The sequence below is a fragment of the Sphingomonas sp. NIBR02145 genome (assembly GCF_027359115.1).
Lineage (GTDB): Bacteria > Pseudomonadota > Alphaproteobacteria > Sphingomonadales > Sphingomonadaceae > Sphingomonas > Sphingomonas kyeonggiensis_A.
Genome location: NZ_CP114791.1, coordinates 85,312 through 102,292 on the forward strand (window position 1 = coordinate 85,312; position 16,981 = coordinate 102,292).

At 68.0% G+C, this 16,981-nt stretch carries 14 protein-coding genes and 1 tRNA gene; 2 read left to right on the forward strand and 13 right to left on the reverse strand.

Translation table 11 applies throughout. The features are described 5' to 3' along the window. Nucleotides 1-47: 47 nt before the first annotated feature. The 6 genes from O3305_RS00370 to O3305_RS00395 form a co-directional block, all read right to left on the reverse strand. Nucleotides 48-554 carry a hypothetical protein gene (locus tag O3305_RS00370; protein WP_269574670.1) on the reverse strand — a complete coding sequence of 169 codons (507 nt, stop codon included), beginning with the start codon at nucleotides 552-554 and terminating at the stop codon, nucleotides 48-50. 14 nt (nucleotides 555-568) lie between these two features. Beyond that, entirely contained in the window at nucleotides 569-1,462 is an 894-nt protein-coding gene (locus O3305_RS00375; RefSeq protein ID WP_269574671.1) for a hypothetical protein, read from the reverse strand. A 2-nt stretch (nucleotides 1,463-1,464) separates the two neighbouring features. Beyond that, nucleotides 1,465-2,385, reverse strand: a complete 921-nt coding sequence (locus tag O3305_RS00380; RefSeq protein WP_269574672.1) for a hypothetical protein — start codon at nucleotides 2,383-2,385, stop codon at nucleotides 1,465-1,467. Between the two features lie 260 nt (nucleotides 2,386-2,645). Beyond that, a tRNA-Thr gene (locus O3305_RS00385) sits at nucleotides 2,646-2,721 on the reverse strand. 46 nt (nucleotides 2,722-2,767) lie between these two features. Then, a complete protein-coding gene (locus O3305_RS00390; RefSeq protein WP_269574673.1) occupies nucleotides 2,768-3,136 on the reverse strand; it encodes a YbaN family protein in 369 nt (122 codons plus the stop codon). Nucleotides 3,137-3,252: 116 nt separating this feature from the next. After that, on the reverse strand, nucleotides 3,253-4,029 hold the full coding sequence (locus O3305_RS00395) for an AraC family transcriptional regulator (protein ID WP_269574674.1): 777 nt from the start codon (nucleotides 4,027-4,029) through the stop codon (nucleotides 3,253-3,255). A 320-nt stretch (nucleotides 4,030-4,349) separates the two neighbouring features. Here O3305_RS00395 and O3305_RS00400 point away from each other — a divergent pair, with 320 nt between their 5' ends. Both O3305_RS00400 and O3305_RS00405 read left to right on the forward strand, forming a co-directional pair. Next, nucleotides 4,350-5,096: a siderophore-interacting protein gene (locus O3305_RS00400; RefSeq protein ID WP_269574675.1), complete on the forward strand. Its 747-nt coding sequence runs from the start codon at nucleotides 4,350-4,352 to the stop codon at nucleotides 5,094-5,096. A gap of 225 nt (nucleotides 5,097-5,321) precedes the next feature. Beyond that, entirely contained in the window at nucleotides 5,322-6,641 is a 1,320-nt protein-coding gene (locus O3305_RS00405) for an Nramp family divalent metal transporter (protein ID WP_269574676.1), read from the forward strand. Between the two features lie 51 nt (nucleotides 6,642-6,692). Here the strand turns inward: O3305_RS00405 and O3305_RS00410 are convergent, their stop codons facing one another. The 7 genes from O3305_RS00410 to O3305_RS00440 all read right to left on the reverse strand — a co-directional run bounded on the left by O3305_RS00410 (nucleotide 6,693) and on the right by O3305_RS00440 (nucleotide 16,889). Then, nucleotides 6,693-8,756, reverse strand: coding sequence for a TonB-dependent receptor plug domain-containing protein (locus O3305_RS00410; protein ID WP_269574677.1), 2,064 nt, complete (start codon nucleotides 8,754-8,756; stop codon nucleotides 6,693-6,695). A gap of 22 nt (nucleotides 8,757-8,778) precedes the next feature. After that, nucleotides 8,779-9,723, reverse strand: a complete 945-nt coding sequence (locus O3305_RS00415) for a hypothetical protein (protein ID WP_269574678.1) — start codon at nucleotides 9,721-9,723, stop codon at nucleotides 8,779-8,781. 87 nt (nucleotides 9,724-9,810) lie between these two features. Continuing rightward, a complete protein-coding gene (locus tag O3305_RS00420; RefSeq protein WP_269574679.1) occupies nucleotides 9,811-11,421 on the reverse strand; it encodes a M56 family metallopeptidase in 1,611 nt (536 codons plus the stop codon). A 3-nt stretch (nucleotides 11,422-11,424) separates the two neighbouring features. After that, the gene (locus O3305_RS00425) at nucleotides 11,425-11,802 is read right to left on the reverse strand and encodes a BlaI/MecI/CopY family transcriptional regulator (protein ID WP_184167986.1); all 378 of its coding nucleotides are present in this window, start codon (nucleotides 11,800-11,802) and stop codon (nucleotides 11,425-11,427) included. A gap of 75 nt (nucleotides 11,803-11,877) precedes the next feature. Further along, nucleotides 11,878-14,646 (reverse strand): ATP-binding protein, encoded by a 2,769-nt coding sequence (locus O3305_RS00430; RefSeq protein ID WP_269574680.1) that lies wholly within the window; start codon nucleotides 14,644-14,646, stop codon nucleotides 11,878-11,880. A gap of 286 nt (nucleotides 14,647-14,932) precedes the next feature. After that, nucleotides 14,933-15,766, reverse strand: coding sequence for an oxidoreductase (locus O3305_RS00435; protein ID WP_269574681.1), 834 nt, complete (start codon nucleotides 15,764-15,766; stop codon nucleotides 14,933-14,935). A gap of 13 nt (nucleotides 15,767-15,779) precedes the next feature. Beyond that, the gene (locus O3305_RS00440) at nucleotides 15,780-16,889 is read right to left on the reverse strand and encodes a redoxin domain-containing protein (RefSeq protein ID WP_269574682.1); all 1,110 of its coding nucleotides are present in this window, start codon (nucleotides 16,887-16,889) and stop codon (nucleotides 15,780-15,782) included. Nucleotides 16,890-16,981 lie beyond the last annotated feature (92 nt).

Below are 16,981 nucleotides of genomic sequence, written 5' to 3' on the forward strand. Positions count from 1 at the left end.
GGTGTTCGGATATTGCTCGAGCATTCCGCGTACCCGTCATCCCGGTGTCACGGACAAGTGCACCGATTGGACGTCACCGTCGGCACGGCCGTGGCCAGGTCCGAGGACGACAGATCGAAGGTGCAGTCGTTGAGGCGGGACATTATCCGGTAGGGGCCGACCCTTCCGTCGCTTACCGTCAATGGATCACCCGTACGCGCGCGCAGGCGCAGATCGCTATATTGGCCTTCGTTCGGGACCTCGATCACGACGAAGCTGAGCGGATAGGCCGAGCCATTATAGACCCCGAAGCGAACGTCACCCGTCTGACCGCGCACGCCGCCGCCACTCTGCGCCCAGGCAGCTTCCCCGGCGTCGATCGCAACAACCCAATAGCCGTAGCTTCCCGCCGTGCCGCTGCCGGATACGCGGCCGGAAAAGATGAAGTTGCCGAAGCCCTGCACCTGGCCATAGGCCCTGGTCGAGAGGCAGACATGCTTTGGGTAATCCTGCTCCGCCGCCACCGGGGCGGGAGCGCAGAGCGCGAGCGCAAACGGGACCAGGGCCAACCTCATCACAATGTCTCCTGCTAGTCGATCTGAACCCATACGCCGCCATTGGCGGCGACCTTGAAATCGGTGGCCTGGTGCTTCCCCGGGAGCGGCGATCGCGGCGTGCACGCCTCGATGGATTGCTGTGGGGCGCAGCTGCGGGCGGTCAGGCCTGTGGTCGAGAAAGCCTGGCGCCCTTCTTTCGCGCGCTGGACTTCGGCGAGGCTGTCGAATGCGGCCAGGGCGCGCATGTCGCTGTCATAGTGGGATGCGCGCATCTTGTCGCCGACGAGAACCCAGATCGTGCCCGCTGCCGCCGGTTGGCTCGGCTCCGGGGTCGGTTTTGGCTCCACGGGCGCCGGTTGGTCGGTGCCGAGTATCCGGCCGACACCAGGGAAGAATTTCTGCGTCAGGCTGAGCTCCCCGGCGGGCGGTTGCGAAGCGCGCGCGATGCTGGGGGCGCTCATCTTTGGCGCCGGGCCGGCGGGGCGGGGTTCCGCCTTGTCTTCGACCGCCATGCCCGATGCGCTTGGCATGGGCGTGGGAGGCGGCGTTTCGGTGGGCGCGGGGGGCTGACCCGGCGGGGTTCCGGTTTTGGAGCCCATATATTTGGTGCCGTACAGATTGATCGTGATCGTGCAGCCCGACAGGAGGAGGCAGATGAGGAAGATCTGAACCGGATTGCGGGCCACCAGATGCCCGCTCGCGTCGATGGAAGGTGTGCCTGCTGCCCGCCTTGCGCGGCTGTCCCAGCTAAGAAACCAGAGCGTGAAGAGGATGAAGAGCACGATGGCTGCTCCCAGGAGCGGTTGCTCCTCCTTCGGGTTGTTCATGTAGATGCCAGCCGCGCCCGCGAGCAACGCGATCGAGGCGTATGCGAACCCTGCTACCGGACATTTGCGGGCCTGTTCGGCGGAGAAGAGCTCGCTCATCCTCAGAAGCTCTTGGAGAGGCCGGCGCTAATGCCGCGATAGTCCTTTCCGAAGCGGTATTGTACGTGAACCGCGAGCACATCGGGATTGTCGAAGGCGGGGTTCTTCTGCGGCCGCCATTGCACCCTGACCGCGCCGATATCGCGCACCGCATAGTTGCGGTTGAAGATATGCTCGTAGCCGACGAAGTAATTCAGCTTGCTGCCAAAGGGATCGTGGTCGAGGAACTGATCGAGCGACACGCCGGCATTCAGGTCGAAAAAGCCTTCGTTGAGATAGGCCGGCACATTGGCCATCGGTGTGCGCTTGTCGATGTAGCTGCCGGTCACGTGGATCGTGGCTGCCCCGAGAGGAAAGAGCGGGAACTTGCTGTCGCCGGTCAGATCCTGGATCGTGTAGATCAGGCTCGTCTCCGCGATCTTGGCCGCGCGCTTGCCGCGACGATGTTGCACGGGGCCGCCCGAAGTCACTGACGGAATGTCGAAATCTTCCCATCCGGCATAGCCGGACAAGCGAATGCCAAATGTGGATACGCGGGACGTGGCGTCCTCATCCGGTGCCTTGGCATAATAGAATATGCCGCCGCCGATCCTGCCGGCAGTCGTAATGGCGCCTTCGACATCGACTCTGTCAAATATCCCCGCGGCCTGGAGCTGGATGGGCGCCTTTTTGAGGCATTGCCGTATTTCGGCGATGAACGAAGTGCTTGCGCTATTCAGTTCGCCGAGGCGCGCAAAGCTCTGCTCCGCGGCAGTTGTAAGCACGGGTTTCGCGCGCTTGTTGCAAAGTGGATTAACATAGCGGGCAAAGGTCGGGTGACCTTCGACTACTTTCTGAATCGCTTCGGTATTTCCATTCTGCTGGGCCGCGGCTGCGATAGGTAACGCACAAGAAATCAGTGAAACTGCAATTATTGCTCGCACGGCATCCCCCCGAATGCACTGGCTGTTGCATTAATTGTCTTCGAAGTTGTGCAGATTCGTCAAGGGTGGCGGGAGTATTTATTGGGTAGAATTCACAGTGGGTTATGATTTTACAATCAATCCAAAATGGATGATTTGCGGTTTGTATCGGGGGCGTCGTTTCCAATGGGCGCGCCATGGCGGGAGCCGGCCATCAGCCGGGTGCAAGGCAACCTGCAGCGCGATTGAAGACAATACTGCCCTGAGCGATCAAAGGGCGGTGGTGCCGAGTACAGGGATCGAACCCGTGACCTTCGGTTTACAAAACCGCTGCTCTACCAGCTGAGCTAACCCGGCGACGGGCCTGCCCTTGATCGGCTTCGGGCGGCCGGTCAAGGCCGAACTAGGCCGGGCCGACCGGTGCCGGGCGGGTGACGATCCACAGCGCGCAGACCGCCATGCCCAGCGCCACGCCCAGCGCGAGGGGCAAATGGGGGCGGGCAGTGAGCCAGAAGACGCCGTAGCCGAAGGCGATGCCGGCGCAGGCGGCGATCTTGCCCTTGCGCGGGATCGCGCCCTGTTCGCGCCACTGGCGGATCGGCGGGCCGACCCTGGGATGGTCGAGCAGCCAGGCCTCCAGCCGCTCGGATCCGCGGGCGAAGCAGCCGGCGGCGAGGATCAGGAAGATCGTGGTCGGCATCACCGGCAGCAGCGCGCCGATCACCCCGAGCGCGACGAAGAAACAGCCCAGCGCGACCCAGAACAGGCGCACCGCGCGGCTGGCGAGGCGTGGCTCAGGCGGGATGGCGAACGACCCGGGCGGGCGCGGCGGCGGTCATGATTTCTCCCTGGTACCGGCGGGGTTTGTGCCAGCGGGCCCGATGGGGATCAATGGTGCGCGGCATGGCGCTCGGCCATGTAGCGGCCGGGCGAAGTGCCCAGCGCCTTGCGGAACATGGTGACGAAGCTGGGCACGCTCTCATAGCCAAGATCGCCCGCAACCTGTTGAATCGAGGCGCCGGCGGCGAGCCACTTGACCGCGAGCATGACGCCCAGCTGCTGGCGCCAGCGGCTGAAGCTCATGCCCGTCTCGCGCAGGATCAGCCGGGCGAGGGTGCGCTCGCTCAGGCCGGCACGGCGGGCCCAGGCATCGATGGTGCCGCGCTCGGCCGGCGCCGCGATCATCAGATCCGCGACCCGGCGCAGGCGGGCATCGGCGGGCATCGGCAGGTGCAGGTCCTCGACCCGGGCAGAGGCGATCTCGTCGACCAGCACCGCGATCAGCCGGGTATTGGCGCCGGTCTCCTCATAGAGCTCGGGCAGGGTGGCGGCGCGGGCCATCAGCTCGCGGAGCAGGGGCGTGGCGGCGAGGGCGCAGCAGCCCTGGGGGAGGCCGGCATCGACCTCCGGCGAGACAAAGGCGTTATAACCCTCCAGCGCGCCCGAGGCCTTGATCGAATGGAGGGCGCCGCCCGGGATCCAGATGGCGCTGCGGGGCGGGACGATCCACAGCCCGCCCTCGACCTCGCAGCTCAGAGCCCCGCGCTGGGCCAGGATGATCTGGCCCTTCTCGTGCCGGTGGAGGTCCAGCTCGAAGCTGCCGAAGTCGTCGGTGATGAAGCCATAGGTGACCACCGGACGCGGCACCGCGTCTGGATCCTCCATATCCTGTTTAGCACCAAGGTTGCGCAATATGGGCATGCGGGGCTCCGGCCAGATTGGCTGAATCGGATAATATTCTGTCCATACTTCGCAGTGACGCCATAAGTCCAACCGATTATTCCAAGCGAACCAGCCGGTCGCGGCGGGAAAGTTGACGGACTGGACGCTCCGGACGCCGATGTTTGCACGCGGCGCCGGAACTGCCCGGCGGTGACCCCGGTTCGGCGCTGTAACCCGCTGCCATGGCTATGAAATTCGTGATCCCGCGTCCTGCGCAAGCAACGGGGGACGGAACGCTCCGTGCAAGAGATGAGGACGTCGTGATGCTGCCGATGGAATCCCCCGAACGCCCCGGCACCAAGGCCCCCGGCCGGATCAGCCAGGCGCTGATCCGCCTGCTGATGAAGCGTGCAACCATCACCGCCAGCGAGCGTCTGGGCGAGGGCTTCGCGCTGATCACCCTCGAGGGGCCGGCGCTCAAGGGCGTGGCCTGGACCGCGGGGCAGAAGATCCAGATCGCGATGGGATCGGCCTTCACCGCGCGCACCTATACGCCCATCGAATGGAACACCGAAACGGGACGCGTATGCATCCTAGGATGCACGCACGGCGAGGGACCTGGCAGCGCCTGGGTGCGCGACGCCGCACCGGGCGACCACTGCGACATCTTCGGGCCGCGCGCCTCGCTCGACACCGGTCGGCTGACGGGTCCGCTGGCGCTGTTCGGCGACGAGACGTCGATCGGCCTGGGCTATGCGCTCGCCTGGCAGGATCGCGCGCGGACGGTGGCGAGCTATTTCGAGGTCGGCGATGTCGAGGCGAGCTGCCGGGTGGCCGAGCAGCTGGGGCTGGAGCGCGTCTCGCTGTTCGAACGCTCGGCGGACGACGCCCATCTCGCTGAGATGGAAGCGCGGCTTGAAGCGCTGGCGGCGAGCGGCGCCAGCTTCGTGCTGACCGGCAAGGCGGGGACGATCCAGCGGCTGCGCCAGGCGCTCAAGCGACTGGGCGTGCCGGCGGCGCGGATCGCGACCAAGGCCTATTGGGCGCCGGGCAAGACCGGGCTCGACTGAGGCTGGGAAAGTGCGGGAGCGCCCGGAGGGGGGATGGGCGCTCCCGCGGCTTCCAAAAGGGGGCGGAAGCTTTGTTGTAGGCCAGCGCCGGTGGGGGGCGTTTCGGCGATGACCTGCCTGGCCGATATGCACCCCCGCACGGGTGGCCGCCATACTACCTTAGTTGGGGGTAGCGGCAGCGCTTTGGCGGTGGGCGAGCCCATGCCCGCGCGCTAGGAAACGGCGATGCGCATCTCGCTTCCCCGCGTCGCCACCGCACCCTTCTGCCCCGCCGAAGTGCAGGGGAGCGTCGCGGTGCCTGCCGGGCTGCCGGGCTGGCGCAAGCTGCTGCGCTCGGCCGGGCCGGGGCTGCTCGTCGCGGTCGGCTATATGGACCCGGGCAACTGGGCGACCGATATCGAGGCGGGTTCGCGCTACGGATATGATCTGCTGTTCGTCGTGCTGCTGTGCGGTGTCGCGGCGATGCTGCTGCAATGGCTGGCGATGCGGCTGGGGCTGGTCGCCCGGCGCGACCTCGCCCAGATGGCGCGTGAACGCTACAGCCTGGCGACGACGCGGACGCTGTGGCTGCTCGCCGAGCTGGCGATCATCGCCACCGACGTTGCCGAGGTGCTGGGTTCGGCGCTGGCCTTCAACCTGCTGCTCGGCGTGCCGTTGTGGCTGGGCGTGCTGCTGACCGGGCTCGACACGGTGATCGTGCTGGGCCTCAAGGGGCAGGGCTTCCGCCAGCTCGAGGCGATCGTGCTGGGGCTGATCTCGACGATCGCGATCTGCTTGGCGGTGCAGCTCGCGATCGTGGGGCCCAGCTTCGCGGGGCTGCTGCACGGCGCCGTGCCCAAGGCCGCGATCTTCGCCGATCCGCATGCGCTCTACCTCGCGGTCGGCATCCTCGGCGCGACGGTGATGCCGCATAACCTCTATCTGCACAGCTCGGTGGTGCAGACGCGGGTGACCGGGGCCAGCGTGCCGGCGACGCGCGAGGCGATCCGCTTCGCGACGATCGACATCGTGGTGGCGCTGTTCCTGGCGACCTTGGTGAACGGCGCGATCCTGGCGCTGTCGGCCGCGACCTTCCATGCCAATGGCTATACCGGCGTGGCGGAGATCGACGATGCCTATCGGCTGCTCGAGCCGCTGACGGGTGCTGCGGCTGCCGCCCTGCTGTTCGGCATCGCGCTATTCGCATCGGGGCAGAGCGCGACCTTTACCGGAACGATCGCCGGGCAGGTGATCCTGGAGGGCTTCCTGAATCTGAGCATCCCGTGCTGGCTGCGGCGGATCATCACGCGCGGGCTGGCGCTGATCCCGGCGCTGATCGGTGTGATCTGGATGGGCGAGGGCGGCGTGGGCAAGCTGCTGGTGCTGACCCAAGTGGTGCTCTCGCTCCAGCTGCCCTTCGCGATCTGGCCGCTGATCCGCTTCACCAGCGATCGCGGCGTGATGGGCGAGTTCGCCAACGGGGTGGTGGTGAAGGTGATTGCCTGGGGGCTGTTCGGGCTGATCGCCGGGGCGAATCTGTGGCTGGTTTCGCGGTGGTTTGGGTGAGGGCTGGAACCCTTCTTGCTCCCCTCCCTTGCAGGGAGGGGAAAGTAGGTTTCAGAAACTCCCGCTGATCTTGAAGGTGAAGATCGGGCCGATCAGCTGGTTGTTCGACTGGCGGAAGACCAGCGGATTGGTGGTGCGGCGGCCGGCATAGACTTCGCGGTCGTAATAATGGCGGGCGCTGAAGATGTTGCCGACCGTGGCGCGGACCGTCAGGCCGAGCACATTCTTGTGCTCGGCGAAGACGTTGACGAACCACGGCCCCTCATTCTCCTGGTTCACTTCGGTCAGGTAATAGTACGGCGAATAGTGATAGAAGCTGGCGTCGACGCCCCAGGCCAGCGCGCTCTTCGGGATGTCGTGGCGGAAGTTGAGTTCCGCCCAGCGATCCTGGGTGCCGCTGATCGTGCGCATCTGGCCGGTGAGCGGATCGCGGACGCGGGCACGCTCGATGCCGACGGTCGCGTCGAGCTTGGCGCCGGGCAGGCCGAGCGGCGCGAACTGGATCGTGCTGGTACTGACCAGACCCATCCGCGTGGCGTGCGGCAGATTGCCGATGCCTTCGTCGTCGGTGCCGATCGGGACGATATCGATGATGTCGTCGATCCGGTGATAATAGGCGCGCAGCCGCGTCTTGCCCGCCGCGCCCAGCGTGCGGCCGACTTCCATCTCGGCTTCCCAGCTCTGCGGCGGGACGAGATCGGGATTGCCGGCATTCTGGCGCTCGGACTTGAGATTGGGCTGGGCGAGGAAATCATAGAAGCTGATCTGGCCGACGCGGCGGCGGACCTTGAGGCTGAGGTCCCAGGCGGCATCGGGCTTCCAGCCGAGCGTGACGCTGCCCTTGGGGCGGAAGAAGCGCCGCGCGGGCAGATCGCCATCGACGCGTTCCAGCACGCTGGTCTCGCCGCCGCCGGCGATCTGCAGGCTGAGCTTGGCGCCTAGCGCCCGGCTATAGGTGACCATCCCCTCATGCCGGACCTCGCGGACGATGCCGCTGCCGCCGGGGAAGGGGACGGGGACGAAATCGCCCTGCGGGTTGAGCGTGGCGAGCGCGCCGCGCTGGTCGAGCCCGTTGACCGCGCGCTCGAGCGAGACCTGCCAATCGGCCTTACCCATCTTCCAGCCATATTCGGCGCGGGCGATCGTCTCGGTGATGTGCGAGTTGCGGGTGAAGCGGGTGCCCTGGTCGGGCGCGCCGCTGGCGAAGCTGTCGATCTGGGTGGAGATCACCGGCTCGTGATCGAAATGGCGCAGGCCGATGATCTTGAAGCGGCCCGGCCCGAGCGCGAACTCATAATCGGCGTTGACGTCGTAGAACCAGCCGTTGAGCCGCTGGCGGCGCAGGCGGGTGCCGTCGTTTCCGTCGGCGCGGAAGCGCTGCTCGAAGTCATAGACCGGGTTCCAATAGGGCGAATAGCCGAGGACGAGATTGCCCTTGGACGTGCCGGGGCCGTCGATCGCCAGGCGGAGCTTGGCGGTGACCGTGTCCGATTCCTGGTGGAAGACTTCCTCGCGCCGCTCGATCAGCGACCCGTCGGCGGCGTAGAACAGCTCGGGCCCGCCGATCGCGCCGCGGCCGGCCTGGTCCTCGAGCGACAGGGTGTAATCGACCGCGCCGGTCTTGCCGGTGTAGCTGATATTGCCGCGGAACAGGTTGGGCCGCGAATAATGGGCGCGGAAGTCGGGCTTCCATTCGAACTGGCCGCCGGCCTTGCGCGCGTTCTTGAGGATGATGTTGGCGACCTGGCCCGAGAGGCCGGCGATGCCGAGAGTGGAGGCATCGACGATCTCGATCCGCTCGACATTGCCGGCGGCGACGCGCTGGAGCTCGGCGATCGCGCCGCCGGTCTTGTTGGCGATGCGGGTGCCGTTGATCAGCACATTCTCCGACGCCTGGCCGAGGCCACGCTCCTGGTCCGCGCTGCGGATGGTGAAGCCGGGAAGCTGGACCAGCATGTCATAGGCAGTGCGCGGGGCGAAGCGGGCGAAGTCCTCCGGCGTGAAGGATTGCTTGGCGGCCGCCGTGCCGGTTGCAGGCGGCACGGCGGTCTGGGCACGGACCGCGCTCGAGGGAAGGAGCGCGGTGCCGGCAAGGAGAAGGGCTGCGAAACGCATCACTGGGGCGCTTTCCTGGCGATCAGTGCTTGAGCACGCGGATCTGGACGAGCTGCTCGGGCGTGGGATCGGTGATGCCGATCTTGCGCGCGTGGCGGACATCCTCGGCGGTGACGCCGACGGCCTTGAGCTCGACGAGGCGCTCGGCCGGCAGGTCCGGATAGCCCATCGCGGCCATCTCGCGGACGAAGGCGGGGGTGACGTTCAGCGCCTTGAGCTGGGTGACGTCGTCGGCGGAGAGGTTGCGCAGGCCCGCCCCGGCCATCTCGGCGAGATATTCGGGCGAGACGTCGAGCGCCTTGAGCTGGATCAGCTCATCGGCCTTGAGCTTGCCGAGCCCGGCGCGGAGCATGCGGCCGGCATAGTCGGCGTCGATGCGGAGCGCGGCGAAGGCAGTGAGGTCGTCGAGATTGTCCGGGCGGAAGCCCTGGCGGGCGAGATCGGCGATATAGGCGGGGGTGACCTGCAGCGCGGAGAGCGCGGTCAGCTCGTCGATCGTCGGCTTGGGATAGTTGGCCCTGGCCAGCGCCTCGACCAGCTCCTTGTTGGCGCCGACCAAGGTGAGGTCGAGCGATTCCTGGAAGCTTGGCTGGCCGATGCCGCGATTGGCGAGGTAGCCGGCGAATTCGGCATCGGGCGTGAAGCTGCAGCTGCCGATGGCGACCTTGCGCTCGGTAGCGCCGGTGCAGTCGAGGCGACCGGGTTCACGGGCGATGGCGAAGCGGATCGGGCCGTTTCCCTCCAGCGCCTGGGTATCGAGGCCGATCTGGCTGCCCGAGACGCTGGTGTTCATGTTGTGGCGTTCGCCCATGGTCAGGCTGAGCTGGAAATGGCCGCGGCCCGCCTCGAGCTGGAGCTTGAAGCCGATCGGGGTGGAGGCGGTGACCGGATCGCGGGCGCGATCGCCGGCGATGGCGGTGGTGGCGAGCAGGGCAAGCGAAGCGAAGGCAATGATCGTGCGGCGCATGACATTTCTCCTGGGTGAAGAAGGCAAGCCGGGGGCGTTCACCCCGGGACGGGGTGTCAGCGCTTCGGCGGGTTGGGGGTGGTCGTCTTAGTTGTCGGGATCCGGGGCCGGCCGGGGATCCGGATGGGGCTTCGGGCCGCGCTTGAGCGTCTTGCTCAGCGCGAGCGAGTCCATGTCGACGTTCATGCCGGCGGCGTGCAGGCGGCGGACATCGTCGGCGGTGACGCCCATGCCGGCCAGGGCGATGTAGTCGTCGATGTCGCCGTGATAGCCGGCCGCGATGATGCTGCGGACATAGGCGGGGTTCACGCCGACGGCGCGGGCACCCATCACATCGTCGTACGAGCGGATGCGCAGGCCGGTGGAGAGCAGTGCGCGGATATACTCCGGGGTGACGCCGAGGGCGCGCATGCCGTTGGCGTCGTCGAGGCTGAGCGGGCCGAGCTGGGGCGCGGCCTGGCGGAGCTCGGCGATATAGTCGCCGGTCACGCCCAGCGCCTTGGCGCCGATGATCGTGTCGAGCTCGTTGTGCTTGCGGTCGTCGCGGTGGTCCTGCGGCGCGGCCGGGGTGGCGGCGGCGTGCGGGGCGGCGGGCGAGGCCGGTTCGACGGTTTCCGGGCGGGCGGCGACGCTGGGGGCCGCCGGGGTGGCGGGGGGCGTGGCAGCGGCGATGGTGTCGTCCCGGCGCTCGGTGGCGCCGACGGTGAGCGCGGCGAGCGGGGCGGCCATCACCAGCATGCCGGCGCCGAAGCCTGCGATCCACGAGCCCTGGGCGCGGCCGCGCGGCAGGGTGGCGTCGAGCACGCGGCCGACGCGGCGCTTGAGGCTGCCCTTGCCGGGGGCGACGCCGTGCGCGCCGATCAGCAGGCCGCGGGCTTCGTGCCGGGCGACGCGGACGAGCAGCTGGGCATAGTCGGGCGCATCGATATTGGCGGCGAGCACCGCGTCGTCGGCGGCTTCCTCGCGCAGCTGGTGCGCTTCGCGGGCGAGGCGCCAGGCGAGGGGGTTGAACCAGTGGATCGCAGTGGCGATGCGGGCGAGCATCAGCTTGGCCCAGTCGAGCGCGGAGACGTGCGCCAGCTCATGCGCGATGATCGCCTCGGCCTCGTCGGTCGCCGCCAGCGCATCGGCGCTGAGCAGGATGGTCGGGCGGGCAAGGCCCCAGGAGATCGGCGAGGGCAAAGCGTCGCTGACCAGCAGCGCGGTGCCGCTCTTCATCCCCATGCGGCGCTGGGCATGGGCGAGCGCGCTCAGCCACACCGGATCGACCAGCACTTCGGCACCGGCGCGCAGGCGCACGAGGCGGAGAAGCGCGATAATGGTTAGCATTAGCAGCGCGATAACCGGCAGCGCATAGGCGAAGCGCTCCCAGCCCTGGGGCAGGGTGAAGCCCGGCTGCTCGGCCGATGCGCTGACCTGCGGCGTAGCGGTTGTAGTGACCGTCTCGCGCGGGGTGACCGGCTGGGGCACGATGTTCGTGGCGGGGGCCTCGAACCGGCTCTGCAGCACCTGGGGCAGCGGCAGGCTGAGCGAAGGCAGCATGAAGGTCGCGACTGGCAGGATCACCAGCCCGGCCAGGCCGAGATGGGCGATCAGCGAGCGCTCGGCGGCGGAGCGGCTGCGGGTGAGGCGGAGCAGGAGCAGGGTGATGCCGGCGATCACCAGCGACTTGAGCACAAGGCCGAGCAGGGCGGTCATCGATCAGGCTCCCTTCTTGGCGCGGGCGGCGGCGATCATCGCTTCCAGCTCGTCCAGGTCGTTGTCGTCGAGCTTCTCGCTCATGCCGAGCAGCGCGCTGGCGGCATGGGTGGTCGAGCCGTTGAAGAACGTGCGCACGACATGGCCGAGCGCGTTCACGCTCGCCTTGTTCTCCGCGATGGTCGGCGAGAACAGGAAGCCGCGGTCGCTATGCTCGCGCTGGACCGCGCCCTTCTGCTCGAGCCGGGTCAGCATCGCGCGGACCGCCGAGGCCGACAGCTTGTCGGGCAGGGCGTCGCAGACATCGGACACGGCCATCGCGCCACGCTCGTAGAGCAGGTCGACGATCTGGCGTTCGCGGGGCGGCAGGTTGTTCAGCATGACGAATCTCTCTACGCTACATTTGTAGTTCTAGGCTACAATTGTAGCGCATGCAAGCGCCATCTGAATCCGGAGCTAGCCGGTGCCCCCTGACGGAACGGACAAGGCCGCGAGATCGGCCGAAATCGCGTGTTCCCAGGCCAGCGCGCCCTGCGTGCGGGCAAGGGCCAGCGCGTCCTCCAGCAATGCCCGACCGGCATCGGTGCCGGACGTGCAACGCGCCGCAATGCCGGCCTTGAGGCGCAGCAATTCGGGCAGCGAGACACGCTCGCCATTGGCGGTGCAGCGCACGATCGTCGCGTCGATCAGCTCAAGCGCCTCGGGATAACGCGCCTCGAGGACCAGCCCGCGTGCCAGCGCGATCGAGAAAGTGGTGGTCAGCAGATCGTAGCGGGCGGCGCGCAGGCGGGAGAGGCTGTCGCGCAATATGTCCAGCGCCTCGCCGGTCTGGCCTCGCCGGATCGCAAGCTCGCCCCGGAAACCGGCTGCCGCGGCGACATAGGGGCCGAGTGCATTGTTCTCGGCGCACTCATTGAACGCGGCCAGATCGGCTTCCGCTGCCGCGAGGTCCGCCATCCAGAGATGCACCGAGAGCGACCAGATCAGCGCGATGCAATGGGTGACCGCGTGGTTGAGCCGGGTGGCTTCGTCCACCGCCTGGCGGGCGAGGCGGTTCGCGCCCTCGGTATCGCCGACGAGCCACAGGGTGCGCGCCAGCGCGATGATCGAGCGGTTGCGGTGATCGAAGCCGTAATGGATCGTCCGGCTGCGGATCGAGGGCGGGCTCTGCCGAATCGACAATTCGAGCGCCGGCCGTGCGCGCTTCTGGTCGCCGTGCAGGTGGTGCGAGATGCCGGCGAGCGAATAGGCGACGCCGATCGCCTCGGGCGCGCCGATCGCTTCGGCGACTTCCACGGCGCGCTCGGCCTGGCGCATGGCGATGTCATATTCGCCGATCCGCTCATGGAAGATGTGGAGCCGGCCAAGCAGGCGCAGCTGGTTCCAGCGATCGTCGAGCGCGGTGGCGATCTCCAGCGCACGGACAAGCGCATGGCCTGCCGCTTCGCTGTTGCCGCGGGTGAACATCAGCGTGATGCCGAGCGCGGCCTGGAGCTCGAGTTCGGTCGCGGTGCCGCGCTGGCTGTCGTCGATCTCCGCGAGCGCCCGGGCAGTCCAGGTGCGGCATTCGATCATGTGCGACAGGTTGAGGAAGACGGGCGCGCTGGCGGCGGCGAGGCGGAAGGCGATCCGGGCATCGCCCTCCTGGCCGAAGGCCCAGTCGAGCGCGCTGCGGATATTGCCGAGCTGCATGCGCAGCGGGCGGGTGTCCTGCAGGACATCCTCGTCCTGCTCCGCCACCGCCTCGAGTTCCGCAAGGAAGAAGGCGGCGTGTCGCCGCGCCGCCGCGGCATAAAGCGGCAGTCCGCGGGCACGCAGCTTTTCCCGGGCATGGGCACGAGTCATCTCGAGCAGGCGATAGGTATCGGTACGGCGCGAGCGATCGGGCGCGACCAGCGACTTGGAGACCAGCTCGTCGAGCGCGACGGCGACGGCATCCGACCCGATCTCCGCATCGGCGGCGACCGCCAGCGCGGCATCGATCGAGAAGGGGCCGACGAATACCGAGAGCCGTTCGAGCACGACGCGCTCGGCTTCGGAGAGCAGGTCGTAGCTCCAGTCGAGCGTAGCCTGCAGCGTCTGCTGGCGCGGCTGGGCGGTGCGACGGCCGGACCAGCCCAGGCTGAACCGCTCGCCGAGCTGGCGCGCGGTGGCGGCAAGGCCGTGGGTGGCGACGCGGACGGCGGCCAGCTCGATCGGCAGGGCCATGCCGTCGAGGCGCTGGCAGAGCTCGGCGATCAGCCGGGCGGCTTCGTCATCGATGACGAGCGTGCTGTCGGCCGCGCCGGCGCGCTCGCAGAACAGCTCGACCGCGGGGAAGGCGAGGAGTTCGGCGCGGCTGAGCCCGCTGATCTCCTCGGGATAGGCGAGCGCGTCGAGGCGCAGCACATGCTCGCCGCGCACGCGCAGCGGCTCGCGCGAGGTCGCCAGCACCCGTGCGCCGGGCGCTTCCTCGACGATCCGCTCCACGATCTCGGCGATCTGGATGATGACGTGCTCGCAATTGTCGAGCAGCAGCAGGAAGGGGCGGTCGCGGATATGGGCGAGGATCACCGCCAGCGGATCGCCGCTCTGCGCCGAAAGGCCCATCGCGCCCGAGATCATCGAGGCAACGACGGTGGGGTTCTCCAGCATGCTGAAGTCGACGAAGGCCACGCGCTCATCGAAGGCAGGCGCCAGCTGGTGGCCGATCTCGATCGCGAGCGACGTCTTGCCGACGCCCGCCGGGCCGACGATGCTGAAGACCGGCGTGTCGACTGCGCGCGTTTCCAGAAAGGCAAGATCGCGCTCGCGGCCGATCAGATGGGGCAGGCGGGCGGGCAGGTTGAGCACCGTGCCGGGGCGGGGCGCTTCGACAGCGGGTGCCGGCGCCTGGGTGCCGGCGATGCCCTGGCGCTCCACCGGCGCGACAAAGGCATAGCCGACGCCGACCTGGGTGGCGATGTAGCGCGCGCCGTCAATGCCGTCGCCGAGCAGCTTGCGCAGGCCGGCCATGTGGAAGCGCAGGCTGCCGTCCTCGACCACGACATCGGACCAGACCCGCTTGAGCAGCTCGCGCTTGGAGAGGACGCGGCCCGGCTGTTCGGTGAGCACCACCAGCAGATCGAAGGAACGCCCGCCGATCTCCACCGGCGCGCCGTCGCGCGTCAGCAGCCGCGCGCCCGGAGAAAGCGCGAAGGGGCCGAAGCAGATGCGTTCGCCAAGCTGTTGATCCACGTCCGCCACGTTCTGCCATTACCCCTCTATGGTCGAGTGTTCCATGCCGCTTGGGGGGATGCGCCTCAATCCTACCTAGGTGTTATTCTTTGCGTTCAGGCGGTTCGAGGGGCTTCCTTGGCGATTTCCATCTGCGCGCTATCCCCTTCCTTCTGCCGTCACCCCGGCCTTGTGCCGGGGTCCACCGGGCGGCGAGGGCGGGCCTCAAGGTTCCAGTTCAGCGCGTGCGGCACCGTGGACCCCGGCACAAGGCCGGGGTGACGAGGGTTTTGCGCAGGGCGTGCCCCATGAACTTCTAATCCTTCGGGAAATCGGTGGAGAGGCTGAGCGTGCGCCAGCGCTCCAGCTCTTCCAGCCGCGCCCGGTCGCCGCGCTCGATCGCGTCGACCGCGTCGCTGCCGAGCGGGAGGCGGAGCGGCGGTGCATCCGAGCGGACCACTTCCAGGATCGCGCGGGCGCCGCGATGCGGGTCGCCCGGCTGCTTGCCGTTATAGGCCGCCTGCATGCGGGCGGCATTGCCGACTACCGCGTCATAGTCGGCGCGGCCGGCTTCCAGCGTGGTCGAGGACCCGGCGAAATCGGTGCGGAAGCCGCCCGGCTCGACGATCGTCACGCGCACGCCGACCAGCTTCATTTCCTGGGCGAGCACTTCGGAGAAGCCCTCGACGCCCCATTTCGCCGCCGAATAGGCCGCGCGGCCCGGCGCGCCGAGCCGGCCTCCGACCGAGGAGAATTGCACGATATGGCCGCTGCGCCGGGTGCGCATGTGCGGGATCACCGCCTTGGTCATGATGATCGTGCCGAACAGGTTGGTCGCGATCTGGCGGCGAAAGCTGTGGAGCGAGGTATCCTCGACCGAGCCGATATCGCCATAGCCGGCATTGTTGACCAGCACGTCGAGCGCACCGAACTGGGCGATCGCCTCGGCCACCGCGGCGCTGGCATCTTCCTCGCAGGTCACGTCGAGCGGGGCGGTGGCGAGGCCGCCGGGGCGACCGTCTCCCAGCCCGGCGAGCTGTTCGGGGTCGCGGGCGGTAGCGAGCAGATTGTCGCCGCTGTCGAGAATGGCTTCGCACAGCGCGCGGCCGAAGCCCCGCGAGCTGCCGGTCACCAGCCAGGTGCGTGGCATGGGTAGATACTCCTCAGCCGAAGGTGAAGACATAGGCGCGCGCGCCGGGGCGGGCGAACTCGATCGTGACGGTGCGATCGGTGATCGTGCCGGACTGGCGGATCAGCTGATAGAGCCGGTCCTCCCTCACCTCGCCCCAGCCGTTCGCATCGACATCGACGCCGTGGCTCGCGCCTGGCGCCTTGCCGTCTAGCGTCACCCGGAAGCGGACCGGCTGGCCGTCCTGCGCGCCGCCGAACACCAGATGCGCGTCGCGGGCGTGGAAGCGGAAGCGGATCGTGCCGGGGCCGTTCTCCAACGCGGCATATTCGCCGCCGACATTCCAGCTTCCGGCCAGGTCCCACTGGTTGAGCGACAGCGACGCGGCGGAGGCATAGCCGTACGGCCGGTCGTTGCGCAGGCCGCCGGGGGAGGCGAAGTTCTGGGCCTTCTCATAGCCGATATAGGCTTCGGGCGAGGCGAGATCGGCCCAGTCGGCCTGGGCTTCGACGCCGCTGGCCGGGACCGGGGCCACCGGCACGTCCGCGACATTCTGCCCGGCTTCGGTCAGCAGCTTGCGGATCAGCCGCTCGCCTTCGCCATAGCCGCCTTCGCCCAGCCGGTAGCCGCGGATCTTGCCCCTGGCGTCGATGAAATAGATGCCGGGCCAGCCCTGGTTGGCGTAGTCGCGCCACACCGCATAATCATTGTCCTGGAGGTTGGGCCAGGCGACGCGGAGCTGCTCGGCGGCGAGGCGCACCTTGGCGGGGTCCTTTTCGAAGCCGAATTCGGGCGCGTGGACGCCGATCACTTCCAGTCCCTTGCCGCCATAGCGCTGCTGCCAGGCACGCAGATAGGGGAGGGCGCGCAGCGAGTTGATGCAGGAATAGGTCCAGAAATTGACCAGCACGACCTTGCCGCGCAGCGCCGTGGGACCGCCGGGTACCGGGGTGAGCCAAGGTTTAGCGCCCTGCAGCACGCCGACGGGCTGTGAGGTTGCGCCGAAGGGCGCGGAGACGATCAGCTCGGCGCCCTGGGCCGGCGCATGCACCAGCCCGAGCGCGTCGCCGAAGCAGATCGCGGTGGTGGCGCCGGCCGCGACGATCGCGGCGACGGCGAAGCCTAGGGAGCGTTTATAGGTCATTGGGTGCCTGCCTCATCTTGCGGGTCACCACCGATCTAGGCGCCTGGCGCGGGAATGCCCGTTAGGGTTCGCCCGCCGCGCGTTAGTTGCTG

Coding starts and splice junctions, on each gene's coding strand:
- O3305_RS00420 (WP_269574679.1), bottom strand. CDS start 11,421: ATGACCGCCCTGCTCGGCCTTGTGCTCAAGTCGCTGGTGATCGCCGGC.
- O3305_RS00435 (WP_269574681.1), bottom strand. CDS start 15,766: ATGCCACGCACCTGGCTGGTGACCGGCAGCTCGCGGGGCTTCGGCCGC.
- O3305_RS00400 (WP_269574675.1), top strand. CDS start 4,350: ATGCTGCCGATGGAATCCCCCGAACGCCCCGGCACCAAGGCCCCCGGC.
- O3305_RS00375 (WP_269574671.1), bottom strand. CDS start 1,462: ATGAGCGAGCTCTTCTCCGCCGAACAGGCCCGCAAATGTCCGGTAGCA.
- O3305_RS00440 (WP_269574682.1), bottom strand. CDS start 16,889: ATGACCTATAAACGCTCCCTAGGCTTCGCCGTCGCCGCGATCGTCGCG.
- O3305_RS00395 (WP_269574674.1), bottom strand. CDS start 4,029: ATGGAGGATCCAGACGCGGTGCCGCGTCCGGTGGTCACCTATGGCTTC.
- O3305_RS00405 (WP_269574676.1), top strand. CDS start 5,322: ATGCGCATCTCGCTTCCCCGCGTCGCCACCGCACCCTTCTGCCCCGCC.
- O3305_RS00410 (WP_269574677.1), bottom strand. CDS start 8,756: ATGCGTTTCGCAGCCCTTCTCCTTGCCGGCACCGCGCTCCTTCCCTCG.
- O3305_RS00370 (WP_269574670.1), bottom strand. CDS start 554: ATGAGGTTGGCCCTGGTCCCGTTTGCGCTCGCGCTCTGCGCTCCCGCC.
- O3305_RS00415 (WP_269574678.1), bottom strand. CDS start 9,723: ATGCGCCGCACGATCATTGCCTTCGCTTCGCTTGCCCTGCTCGCCACC.
- O3305_RS00425 (WP_184167986.1), bottom strand. CDS start 11,802: ATGCTGAACAACCTGCCGCCCCGCGAACGCCAGATCGTCGACCTGCTC.